Origin of the sequence: Terasakiella brassicae (assembly GCF_014641495.1) — a bacterium.
Taxonomy (GTDB): domain Bacteria; phylum Pseudomonadota; class Alphaproteobacteria; order Rhodospirillales; family Terasakiellaceae; genus Terasakiella; species Terasakiella brassicae.
In genome coordinates, this window is the sequence record NZ_BMHV01000016.1 from 49,398 (window position 1) to 62,461 (window position 13,064).

Below are 13,064 nucleotides of genomic sequence, written 5' to 3' on the forward strand. Positions count from 1 at the left end.
CAGTGCTGTCTTTATTTTCAAAAGGCAGCACTGTTGTTCTTCTTAGTCCTCTTTGCGAATGTGGTTGAGGAAGGCTTTGGCTTCTTCACCCAGATCATCCGACAACTTATTCAATTGCTTGACCGATCCTGCCAAATCCTGTGAAGACTGCCCGACTTCAATCGCGGCTTCATTCACATTGGCAATGGTGGAAGAAACCTGACTGGTCCCCGCCGCAGCTTCTTGCGCATTAAGCGAGATTTCCTGTGTTGCGGCTCCTTGTTGTTCAACAGATGCCGCAATTGTGGCCGAGATTTCATTAATCTCGCCAATGACACGGGCAACCCCTTCCATTGCCTCCACCGACTCGTCCGTGGCAGACTGAATATTGGCAATCTGATCGGCAATATCCTGCGTGGCACGTGCCGTTTGATTGGCAAGGTTCTTCACCTCCCCTGCCACAACAGCAAAGCCTTTACCTGCTTCACCTGCACGCGCGGACTCGATCGTTGCATTCAGTGCCAACAAATTGGTTTGTTCGGCAATGCCACTGATCAACTGCACGACTTCCCCGATTTTATCCACGGCATCAGCCAATTTGCGGATTTTGTCGTTGGTATCGCTCACCTGATCACGCGCCCCTGTCGCCACTTCGCTGGCATGGGACACCTGATTGGTGATGGAACCGATGGAAGCCGTTAATTCTTCCGCCGCTGCCGCCACGGTTTCGGCATTACGCGTGGCCTGATCCGCCATATTGGCGACTTCGCCTGCCTGATTTTGGGCATCCGAAGACACTGCGTTCATACGTTCTGCCGCCACATCCAGATTGCGGGTGAAATCGCCCAGATCATTGGCAATAGAACCGATGGATTTTTCAAAATCATTCGCCATTTTCTCAGTTTGCAAACGGCGTCTTTCCAGCAACTGAGTTTCGCGCTGTTTCTGTTCTTCCAAATCCCGTTGGCGACGCTCCCGATTTGTTTTAAAGGTTGTAATCGCCTTTACCATCTTACCGATTTCATCGACCCGCTTGGTTGTCGGGATTTCAACGTTGCTGCGCCCTTCGGCAAATTCGTTCATGATATTGGTCATATGTGTAATCGGGGTTGCCACCGATTTTGCACTCAGTAAGGCAACGACGGTTAAAATGGTTCCCAATAGCAAGGTAAAAACAACCATCGTCATCGCAATTTGATCCCCACGGGCAATGACCGCATCAATGGCTGTATCCACTTCCAGCACACCGCGCACATCGCCCAGTTTCCAGTCATCTTTGGGTGTATCGGGGCGATGGTTATGACAGGTCACACAGGCTTCCGCCGACATGAGATCGGCAATGGCAACCCGAACGATTGTCTTGCCGTCTTTCTCAACGGTATTTACAAACTTGAGGTCTTTGTTTTTGGAAATTTTATCCCAGGCTTCCTGTTCAAAAGCATCAAGGGTGCGATCGGCCCGGTTGGGAAAGGGAAACGCACTGTAAAGACGCATGGTCGTGTCTTCTTTGGACAACAGCTCACTCATATCATGGATGAACGTTGCCGGCAGGGGCACACCGTCTGCCATCGTTTTATGATCGACACTCGGAACCAGACTACTTTCCGACAAAACCTTTTGAATAACGTTCTTGGTATAATAACCCCGAATTGCTTTAAATTGATTGACCGTTTGTGTGGCAGAATCCACCGCATTTTCGACGGCATTGTCCCGCATCATTCCGGGAACAACAAAAAACATTAAAACAACCGCCAATAGGGCAGCAACGGGTACTGGAAGGATAATCTTCCACAAGATACTTCTCGAGATCCAACCCACAATCAGCTCCTCTTCAAGACATCTTCCCCCCACTGTCACAGTGGAAATGCCTATCAAGCTCAATAGGTGGGAACGGGTCGATGACTTATCAATTACAGATTTATCACATCTTCTGCGTTTAAAACATTAAGATGTAATCAATCTTGTAGTATAAAGCTGCGATAAGGGGATTAACTTTGGTTAATTTTATCCCAACGAATTTCCTCGCGTGCGATTGATTCTTCCATAATATGACGATAGATTGATTCCGCCATGTCCGGGTCCATTGCATTTTCTTCCGCAAAATGGCGCACACGTTCCACAATATATTCGATACGCGAGGGAATGCGGACATCCCCGCGCGTTTCTTTAAATTGTGCTGCCTGAAGCACATAGCCGATCCGTTCAGCAAGCAAATCGACGATAATTTCGTCCAGGCGATCAATATTGTCGCGTACATCTTGCAAAGAATGACAGGTAACGGCTTTGGGCATTTTAATCTCTTAGGCTATTCAAATTAATAGGCGTGATCTTTAAAGACCTGATCAATATCACCTTTCCAGCGGGTTTCAAACTCTTTGAGCATAATTTCCGCCTGCGTTTGACCGGATTCCGCGATTGTGTAAAGCGGCTCAAGAAATTTACTTTCATCCTGACCCTGACTATTGACTACACCGCGACGTTTCAAACCGCCTTGAGCTATATCAAGCACATCCATGGCGATATCACCAATGGTTTGTCCCTTAAATTCGGTATTCAAGGCCGTATAGGGGACACGTTCACGCAAATATTCATTATCGGCCAGTGACCAGTCTTTCACCAGTTGTTCCGCCTCGTCCAAGGCCTGATCATCATAAAGAAGACCCACCCAGAATGCCGGTAACGCGCACAGACGATTCCACGGCCCGCCATCGGCCCCGCGCATTTCCAGAAACTTTTTCAAACGGACTTCGGGAAAAGCCGTTGTCAGATGATCTTCCCAATCCTGTAGGGTGGCACGTTCCCCCGGCAAGGCGGGTAATTTTCCTGCCATAAAATCTTTAAACGACTGACCGGACGCATCAATATATTTACCGTCACGATAAACAAAATACATCGGCACATTCAGCATATAATCCACATAAGATTCAAAGCCAAAACCGTCTTCAAAGACAAAAGGCAATGTTCCACAACGATCCGGGTCCGTATCCGTCCAGATATGGGAGCGGAAAGACAGCAGGCCATTGGGTTTGCCATTGCGAAACGGTGAATTTGCCCAAAGTGCGGTTGCAATCGGCTGCAAGGCAAGGGATGTACGGAACTTACGCACCATGTCTGTTTCAGAAGCAAAATCCAGATTAACCTGTACCGTACAGGTCGCCTTCATCATATCCAGACCAAGCGTGCCTTTTTTCGGCATATATTCGCGCATGATCTTGTAACGCCCCTTGGGCATCCACGGAATATCGTCTACCGACCATTTCGGCTGGTACCCCAATCCCAGAAAACTGACATCCAGTTCAGCCGCCACTTTTTTGGCCTGTTCCAAATGCGTCCCGACTTCTTTGCAGGTTTGGTGAATATTTTCCAGCGGTGCACCGGACAATTCAACCTGCCCCCCCGGTTCAAGGGTCACTGACGATCCGTCATTGCCTTTCAGGGCAATGATATTGCCAGCCTCAAAGACGGGTTCCCATTCCGGGAACCGGGACATATTTTCCAACAGGGCGCGAACGGATTTTTCACCCTCATAGGGCAGTGTCCTTAGGGATTTCGTACAAAAGGCGAATTTTTCATGTTCCGTTCCGATCCGCCAATCGGATTTTGGTTTACAGCCGCTGGCAAGATAGTCCACCAATTGTTGTTTATTGTCGACGACAACGGATTTGTTACCCATTTCAGGTGTCCTTATCAAACTTCTTTTTTTATCTTTCCCGAAGTGGCGTTTGCCAATCTCCGAGGACGGATTGCCAACAGCTAAGTGCTGCCAAAGCAGCCGTATCGGCCCGTAAAATACGGGGTCCAATACTTAGCGGCGTAACAAACGGCAGTTTCAGCAAAAGGTCAAGTTCGGATGGATCGAAACCACCCTCCGGCCCCACCAAAATAGCAGCCGGTTCTTGTGAATCCGCATTCTGTAAGCCAAGATTGATTGCCGGTGCCCCACCCTGTTCGTTCAACACGAAAAGTCTGCGTTCCTGCGGCCAATCTTTTATCAGCTGCGCCAAAGATACGGCTTCTTTTATATCGGGAATGTTAAGTCGTTCACATTGTTCGGAGGCTTCGATCACTTGTGCGTGAAGTCGCTCCGTATTAATGCGCGAAGTGATGGTCCGCTGGGTAATCACAGGAACGAGTGCGGCGACTCCCAACTCGGTTGCTTTTTCAACGACAAAATCCATACGTTGTTTTTTAATCGGCGCAAACACAAGCCAAAGATCGGGACAACTATCCTGATCCCTTGTCTTATCCTCGATTTCGATCAAACATTTTTTCTTACGCGCAGAAACGATCCTTGCCTGCCATTCCCCATCACAGCCATTAAAAACAGCCACGCGGTCTTTGACCTGCAATCGCATGACATTATTCACGTAATGGGCCTGGTCTTCGCGCAAATCCAGCTGATTGCCAGTTGCCAGATCCCCATCGATAAATAAACGGATAAGGTTCGCCATCTCTTCCCAAAAAAGCCAAGCGGCCCACAGACATCCCCGTGAGCCGGACGCATTCAATAATTTTTTTATATCCCCAGCTGGTCACAAGACCAAGGGAAAAGCGTCATAAAAAGAAAGGCTTTTTAAGAACAGGCGTTGCGCATGGCTGCATAAGCCGCCGAAATCCCCTTCAGGGAGTAGGTATCCGTGGTTTTTGTCCCGCGTGTGGAAATACCAACGGCGTTCATGGTGGCGCCGGCTTTCATCATTTTGACCAAACGCTGATCATCTTTTGTTTCGTAGGTCCACGCCGTTTCGCCAGAAGCAAACAATTTGAAATTTGCGCTGCCAATCGTAACCTGAACATCCTTGGATTTATCCAGTGGATAGCCTTGGTGGAAGCTGACAACATCCTTCAGCCCTTCGGACTTGCGGATGGTCACCAGCACGTAGATGTCCCCGCGTTTGTCGGTATGGCTCGCCTTGGAAGGCACAGATGCAATATAACAAACGGACGCATTGGATTTTTTATCCGCAAAAACATCCCAATCGCCTTGCGGACCCAAAAATTCAAAACCGGCAGCCTCTGCCGTCCATGAGAGCAGCAGTGCTGAAAGAAGCGTGAAAGTATAAGTAAAATGTCTCATGGCTCTTATGCTGGCAAAAGACCCTTAACAAATTACAAAGATTCCAAAATTTTTTCTAACCACTGCGCCCGAATAACCGTTCGATATCCTTGAGTTTCAGCTCTACATAGGTCGGGCGACCATGTTTGCACTGACCGGAATGCGGTGTGATTTCCATTTCACGCAACAAGGCATTCATTTCATCCAGCGTTAAACGGCGCCCGGCACGAATGGACCCATGACAGGCCATTGATCCGCAAACATCCATTAGGCGGTCGCGCAATGACATGGCTTCGTCAACCTCCGTCAGACTATCGGCAACATCTTTGACCAATCCTTGAATATCCACCTTCGCCCCGAGCATGGCGGGAATTTCACGCACAACCACCGTCCCGGAGCCAAAGTTTTCAATCACCAGTCCCAATTCTTCCAATTCTGTCGCACGGGCAACCAGACGATCGGCATCAACCATGTCCAGTTCCACCACTTCGGGGATCAACAAGCCTTGACGTTTAACGCCTGTGGCTTCCAGATCTTTTTTAATACGCTCATAGACCAGACGTTCATGGGCAGCGTGTTGATCCACCATAATAATGGCATCCCCGCTTTGGGCGACAATATAGGTTTCATGTAACTGTGCACGCGCCACACCCAAGGGATATTGTTCCCCCGTAATATCATAATCTGCATCGGACGATTCGCGCCGATTGGCTTGAAGGGGGGCATCCAGCCCGCTTAAGGGGGCCTGAAACTGTGCCGCTGCCTCGCGCAAACCTTCGCTGGGTGGGGGCATCGGATTATAATGGGAAAAACCGCTACTCGTGCCTTTGGATGTAATCGCACGCGCCATTTCGACGGTGGCCGGATCCATTTCACGCATGTACGGGGCTTGCATGGCGGCCAGTGCATCTTCAGCCACCGTGCTAGACGCCAAATGTCCCGCCCCGTTCAAGGCTTGTCGCAAGGCGCTGACAATCAGACCGCGCACCCCTTGAGCATCGCGAAACCGCACTTCAGCCTTGGCCGGATGGACGTTGACGTCCACCGCACGCGGTGGCAATTCGATAAACAAGGCCAATAGCGGATGACGGTCATGGGCCAAAAAATCACGATAAGCCCCGCGCACGGCCCCATAAAGCTGCTTATCTTTCACCGGACGACCATTTACGAAGAAAAATTGCAACGCATTATTGCCCCGGTTCAGCGTTGGCAGGCTGACATGCCCGGTCAAACGGACATTGTCGCGTTCTGCATCAATCACAACAGAATTATTCCCAAATTCACGGCCCATAATGGCGCGCAATCGATCCAGCATGGCTGCAAATAACTCACCCTGACTGGAGGGCAAATTTAAAAGGGTGCGCACACCATCGCTGAGGGTAAAGGCAATCTCAGGGTGGCACATGGCCAGACGTTTCAGCATATCAATGCCGTGATTTAATTCCGTACGCGGCGCTTTTAAAAATTTCAGGCGCGCCGGTGTTGCAAAAAACAAATCACGCACTTCCACACGTGTCCCTTGGGCATGGGCAGCCGGTTCCGGTCCGTCGACCTCGCCGCCTTCCACACGGATACACCAGCCGTTTTCGCTGTCTTTGTTACGCGACGTAATCGACATCCGCGCCACAGATCCGATTGACGGTAAGGCCTCTCCCCTAAAACCCAATGTGGCGATATTGAATAAATCTTCATCCGGGATTTTCGAGGTTGCATGACGCTGCACCGCCAGTTCCAATTCATCCGCATCCATCCCGGACCCGTTATCACTGACCGATAAAAGAACGCGTCCACCTTCTTTCATAACCACGTCAATTCGGGTGGCCCCGGCATCAATGGCATTTTCCACCAGTTCTTTCATGGCAGAGGCCGGACGTTCCACAACCTCCCCGGCGGCAATTTGGTTGATCAGGGTTTGCGGCAGAAGGCGGATGCCCATCAATCGTATTCCTTCTTCAACAGTTTCATATATTTCAACAAGCCTTGCGTCGAACAATCATTGCCCATAATCGGGGCTTCCCCGGTAATTTGCGGGGCGAGATCACGGGCCAATTCTTTCCCCAACTGCACCCCCCATTGGTCAAATGAATTGATATTCCAGACGACCCCCTGCACAAAGATTTTATGTTCATAAAGGGCCAGTAATTGTCCGATTGTGAACGGCGTAATCAACGGCAAAACCAGCGAATTGGTCGGCTTATTACCGGGAAAGGTCATATGGGGGGCCAATTGATCAATCCGTTCGGCACTCACCCCTTTTTTCTTGAGTTGTGCGCGAACTTCTTTTTCTGTCTTCCCCCACATCAAGGCTTTGGTCTGCCCCAAAAAATTGGACAACAAAATCGTCTGATGATCCCGCAAGGGGTGATGATTATTCGCCACCCCGATAAAATCCATCGACACATCCCATTTGCCTTGATGCAACAGCTGAAAGAACGAATGCTGCGCATTGGTGCCGGCATGCCCAAACACAATCGGACCTGTTTGATAATCCACCGGACGACCCTGTAGATCAACCCGCTTGCCATTACTTTCCATATCCACCTGTTGCAGATATTGCGGAAAACGCGTCAGATACTGGTCATAGGGTAAAACCGCGTGCGTGGACCAACCAAAGAAATTTGCATACCATACCCCCAGCATCGCCATAATAATCGGGATATTATGTTCGATGGGGGAGGTCCGAAAATGTTCATCCATCGCAAATGCCCCTTCGAGCATTTCCTCAAACTTATCCATGCCCAACACCAGCGCAATCGCCAGACCGATCGCTGACCATGTGGAATAACGTCCCCCGACCCAATCCCAAAACGGAAACATGTAATCGGTATCAATCCCGAAATCACAGACTTTCTCTTCGTTGGTGGAGACCGCAACAAAATGATGGCGCACCGCGTCAGTGCCTAACTTCTTAATCAACCAGGTGCGCGCGGATGTCGCATTCAGCAAGGTTTCCTGTGTGGTGAAACTTTTGGATGACACAATAAACAAGGTGGTTTCTGCATCCAGTCCACGTAGGGTTTCTACAAGGTGAGAACTGTCAACGTTGGAAATAAAACGCGGTGTCAGATCATCGCTTTGATAGCTACGCAATGCCTGCAAAGCCATAATCACACCCAAGTCAGATCCGCCGATCCCGATATTGACGATGGTACGAATGCGTTTTCCGGTTACACCACGCCAACGCCCTTCGCGCACATCATCGCAAAAATGGCGCATTTTTTCCAAAACGGCCCGGACCTCGGGCATGACATCGTGACCATCCACAATCATCGCCCGATCGGAACGATTACGCAGGGCGACATGGTAAACCGCACGGTCTTCCGTTGTATTGATATGTGCGCCATTGAACATACGGTCGCGGGCTTCTTCCACGCCGCAAGAACGCGCGAGATCCCCCAACAAGCCCATTGTTTTTTCAGTAATGCGGTTTTTGGAATAATCCAGTAACAACCCGCTGGATCGTTCGGAAAACCGTTCAAAACGGCCTCGGTCCTTTTTGAACAAGTCGCGCATATGCACGTCCTTGATCTCTTGATGATGATCCAAAAGGGCTTGCCATGCCGGGCTATCTGTCAGGGCGCTCATGAAAAAATCGTCTTGTTTGCTGTCTAAAAAAACACCCTAGACGTTTTTTTTCAAAAAAGGAATCCCCGATCTCATAGATTTCAGGTCTTCCAATACCGCCAGCAACGCGGGAATAACGACCAGAACCAACAAAGTTGCCACCATCAGGCCGAAAACCATCGTAATCGCCATTGGTATTAAGAATTGCGCCTGCAAACTGGTTTCAAACATCAAAGGGGTCAGCCCGCCAATCGTCGTGGCGGAGGTCAAAATAACAGCACGCAACCGTTCAATCGTGCCCCGCGCAATCGCCGTCATTGCCTCTTCGCCCATATCCTGATGTTCTTTCACTGTGGATACCAGAATAATGGAATCGTTCACCACAATGCCACTTAAGCCGACCAAGGCCACAAGACTGAGGATCGTCAAATCATATCCCATGATCAAATGACCGAAAGCGGCCCCGACAAAACCAAACGGGATAACCGACATCACCACAATCGGTTTGGAATAACTGGCAAAGACCCATGCTAAAATAATATAAATCGCACTGAAGCCGACAATTACACCGCTTAACATATCGCCAAAGGTCCGTTGCGTTTCTTCCGCCTTGCCGGCAAATTCGATTTCCACCTTATGTTTGGCCGCGATTTGATCCACGTCATCGCGCTGTAATGCTTCCATAATGCGCCCGGTGCTGGTTGCCGATTTATTCAATTCCCCCGTGATGGAAACCTGACGGGTGCCATCTTCGCGTTTTACAGTCGCAAACCCGGTTTTTGTGCGCAGGCGAACCACTTGGGTCAAGGGCACTTCTGCCCCTGAAGGACTGCGCAGGTATAAGCCATCCAAATCGGTTTCATTGATATGATTGCGATCAAACTGGACGCGGATCAAAACCTCTTCATCCCCGCGTGGAAAACGCTTCGCCACCGCACCGTCAAAATTGTCCCGCACCTGTCGGGCCACATCCTGTGTGGTAAAGCCCAAGGCCTGCCCATGCGGTGTCAGTTCCAGAATGGCTTCTTCCTTGCCATAAGGCAGGTCGTCTTCAATCGCCGAAATACCGGGATAACGTTTTAGCAAATCCATCACCTCATTGGAGGCCTGTTTCAACCCGTAAATATCGTCGCCATTGATCCGAATATCCACATCCCGTCCCGGTGGTCCCGCTTGAACCGGGATCAGGGTCAATTTGATCAACCCCGGTTTTTCATCCAGTCTTTCACGCCATAAATCCAAGAACGTTGCCGTGCGAATATCGCGCTTGTCTGAGGAAACAAGTTCAACATAGACCCCGCCCAGATGATCACTGCCCAGACTGTTCTTGCCGCCAATGCCACCGCTGGCGGATGTTTTGGTCCCCACCTTCGTGACATGGGCGACAATCAATTTACCGCCCAGTTCCTCGTTGGCAGCAAACATGGCGCGTTCCAACTCATCCACCATAATCTGTGTTTGCCCACGCGGTGTCCCGGCAACCATTTCCACATTGGCAAAAATCCGTTCGGCTTCCGGTCCCTTAAAGAACTGAAAACCGACACGACCACCAACCAGTAAACCAACGGCAATAATTAAAGAGGCAACGGCAATTGCCAATGTCCCATACCGGTATTCCAAAACCCAAGCCACCAAGCGGGCAAAATGTTCATCGCGAAACCGATTGAACCTTGTATTAAAGGCTTTGCGAAAACCGTTGGCTTCTTCCGGCTTGCCTTTCAAGGCATGGCGCATATGACCGGGCAAAACGAGGAAACATTCGATTAAGCTGGCAATAATCACCGCGATTGAAACAAACGGGATCGCGGCAATAATCTGCCCCATAATATCGGAAATGGCCAACAGCGGCATAAAGGCCGCAATGGTTGTCAGGGATGACGCAAAAACAGGGGTCAGCATACGCAGTGCCCCGCCTTCAGCCGCTTCTGCCGGGGACAGGCCGCGTCTGCGCAATGTTTCGGAATGTTCCCCCACCACAATGGCATCATCCACCACAATCCCGATGGCCATGATCAGTCCGAACAGACTGACCATATTGATGGTTTGCCCGGACAGTTCCATCACAAACATGGTCGCCAACAACGAAACCGGAATGCCCGCTGCCACCCAAAACGCCACGCGAGTATTTAAAAACAAAAACAAAATCGTCAGAACAAGGATCAAACCGCTAAGACCATTTTCCAATAACAGATCAATGCGGTCCTTAATCAGATTGGCCTGAATTTCGTACTGGTCCAAACGCAGATTTGGGGGCAGGGTGGGACGAACATCGTTCAAAAATTTTGTAACAATTTTATCGACATCCAATGCATCCGCCGTTGTCGCCCGTTTGACCAATAATTCAACCGCACGCGTTTGATTGAAACGGACTTCAACCCCATCGGCGTCAAACTGTTCACTGACGCGGGCAATATCGGATAATTTAATCTTTTCACCGTTTTCCCGCGCACGTACCTCAATTTGTGCCACACCCTCAGCTGTTTTGACTTCCCCCAATCCGCGAATTTGTTTGGCTTGTATCCCACCAGTTTCACCCGCCGGAATATCCTGTGAAATCTGTTTGATCCGCTGTGCAATATCATCAATGCTCAAATCCAGTCGCCGCAATGTTTCCGGCAGAACATCCACCCAAATTTCTTCATCGCGGGCGCCTGCCAAATCAACCTTGTCAACGCCACGTTCCAGCAATTCATCGCGTAAGCCTTTGGCAATCGCTTTCAAGGCAGACTCGGGATACGGACCACTGACCAGTAAACGGGTAATCGGCTCGTAACGCACAACGCGGTTGATCACAGGTTTTTCGCTGTCTTCGGGCAAGGTGGTGACCCCGCCAACCGCCGTTTCCACATTAGAAAGCGCGGTCTGCATTTCGGTTCCAGCCTCAAATTCAATGGAAATAGAGGCCAGCCCCTCATTCGAGGTTGATTTCACATGTTTGACACTGTCCAGAAAACGCAGTTCCGGTTCCAATGCCTGTATAATATTGGAATCGACATCTTCCGCGCCCGCCCCGGACCATTTCACCGAAACCGTGACAACATCAATCCCGAAATTGGGGAAAAACTGAACATTCAGGCGCATTAACGAGACAACGCCAAGCAACAGCATCAACAACATCAACAAGTTTGGTGCGGTTCGATGACGCGCAAACAAACTGACCGGGTTAAAACGGCTTTCATTATGGCCCATCGTCATTTGACAAGCACCTTCACACCGCTGCCCATTTCTGCAAAACGGGTGATACAAATCTGTTCACCGGCTTGCAGACCCGTGGCAATCAACACATGTTCACCATCCAGTGCCGCAATTTCAACATCGCGTTTTTCCAGACGGCTGTCTTTGACGACATACACATAAGCCGCGTCATGGACGGCCTGAACGGGCAGGGAGACAACCGATTGATATTCTTCATCCGGGACATTGACCTGTACAAACAAACCGGGACGTAAATCCGTATCCAGTGTCAAGCCGGATAAGGCGGCGAACACGTTGCGCCCCCCGGTCGCGGCATCTACACGGGCATCAATACGCACGATCGTACCTTCAAATTTTTCAGCAACCGCCCCGTGACGCACAGAAATTTCAACCGTGCGTCCCTTTAACGGGGTTTGACGGGTCAAACGGGCATAGGCAGCTTCGCTAAGGTGAAAGCCGACTTCCAGACGTTGCAAGGAAATCAGACGGGCCAGACGATCAGATGTGGAAACCTGTTTGCCTTCGGTCACATCCGTCTGTGTTAAAAAGCCATCAAACGGTGCTTTTAGTTGAGTATCCTCGACATCGCGCTGCGCTTTGCTCAGGGCTATTTTGGCTTTTTCAACGGCGGAAGCAGCTTGCACAATCTGCGACTGAAAACGCGCAATCGTTTGTTCGCGCACCAAGACATTCTGGCGCCGCGTATTCAGATTCAATTGCGCATCATCATAGGCTTTTTTACTGACCGCCGATCGTTTCAACAATTGGCGCTGACGATCCAGTTCCCGGGCGGCCAGATCCACCTGTTTTTTGTCAACAGGCAGTAATTTTTCCTCCCCGCTTAACATGGTTTGCAGCTCCACCAACTTGGCCTCGGCCTCGTGCAAATCGGCGCGGCGTTCCTGTTCGGTGGCCACATAATCAAAATCATCAATGCGGATTAAAACATCGCCCGCCCGAACGGAGGCTCCATCACCCAAACTATCGGAAACCGATATCACCCGCCCGGAGACTTGCGCACGTAATTCGGCTTCGCGACCGGCGCGGATTTCACCAAAACTGCGGACCCGTGGACGGACATTTTCAAATTGCACCGTTTCAACGGCAATGGGCCAATACCGTTCCTCAACCTCCATCAAAGGCGTTTGTGGTTTGGTTGCCTTCAGAATCGCAAAGACGGCAATGCCTATTAAAATTGCAACCAATGGGAAAATGGCTTTTTTGTATCGCTGCCAAAGCTCCATACCCGATTACCTTTGTGTCAATTGAG

Annotated in this window: 9 protein-coding genes; all 9 read right to left on the minus strand. The window is 50.1% G+C overall.

The annotated features are described in order from the left end of the window. Positions 1-42: 42 nt before the first annotated feature. Positions 43-1,719 (minus strand): methyl-accepting chemotaxis protein, encoded by a 1,677-nt coding sequence (locus tag IEW74_RS11700; protein ID WP_188665207.1) that lies wholly within the window; start codon positions 1,717-1,719, stop codon positions 43-45. A gap of 248 nt (positions 1,720-1,967) precedes the next feature. Further along, the gene (locus tag IEW74_RS11705; RefSeq protein WP_188665209.1) at positions 1,968-2,270 is read right to left on the minus strand and encodes a chorismate mutase; all 303 of its coding nucleotides are present in this window, start codon (positions 2,268-2,270) and stop codon (positions 1,968-1,970) included. 23 nt (positions 2,271-2,293) lie between these two features. After that, entirely contained in the window at positions 2,294-3,652 is a 1,359-nt protein-coding gene (locus IEW74_RS11710; RefSeq protein WP_188665212.1) for a glutamate--cysteine ligase, read from the minus strand. Positions 3,653-3,680: 28 nt separating this feature from the next. Then, positions 3,681-4,430 carry a 16S rRNA (uracil(1498)-N(3))-methyltransferase gene (locus tag IEW74_RS11715; protein WP_188665215.1) on the minus strand — a complete coding sequence of 250 codons (750 nt, stop codon included), beginning with the start codon at positions 4,428-4,430 and terminating at the stop codon, positions 3,681-3,683. 122 nt (positions 4,431-4,552) lie between these two features. Next, positions 4,553-5,056, minus strand: a complete 504-nt coding sequence (locus IEW74_RS11720) for an invasion associated locus B family protein (protein ID WP_188665218.1) — start codon at positions 5,054-5,056, stop codon at positions 4,553-4,555. Positions 5,057-5,111: 55 nt separating this feature from the next. Continuing rightward, the gene (mutL, locus tag IEW74_RS11725) at positions 5,112-6,971 is read right to left on the minus strand and encodes a DNA mismatch repair endonuclease MutL (protein ID WP_188665221.1); all 1,860 of its coding nucleotides are present in this window, start codon (positions 6,969-6,971) and stop codon (positions 5,112-5,114) included. Then, positions 6,971-8,620 carry a glucose-6-phosphate isomerase gene (gene pgi / locus IEW74_RS11730; protein ID WP_188665224.1) on the minus strand — a complete coding sequence of 550 codons (1,650 nt, stop codon included), beginning with the start codon at positions 8,618-8,620 and terminating at the stop codon, positions 6,971-6,973. Before pgi ends, mutL begins: the two co-directional genes overlap by 1 nt. A 36-nt stretch (positions 8,621-8,656) precedes the next feature. Continuing rightward, positions 8,657-11,794, minus strand: coding sequence for an efflux RND transporter permease subunit (locus IEW74_RS11735; RefSeq protein WP_188665227.1), 3,138 nt, complete (start codon positions 11,792-11,794; stop codon positions 8,657-8,659). Then, the gene (locus IEW74_RS11740) at positions 11,791-13,038 is read right to left on the minus strand and encodes an efflux RND transporter periplasmic adaptor subunit (protein WP_188665230.1); all 1,248 of its coding nucleotides are present in this window, start codon (positions 13,036-13,038) and stop codon (positions 11,791-11,793) included. Before IEW74_RS11740 ends, IEW74_RS11735 begins: the two co-directional genes overlap by 4 nt. Positions 13,039-13,064 lie beyond the last annotated feature (26 nt).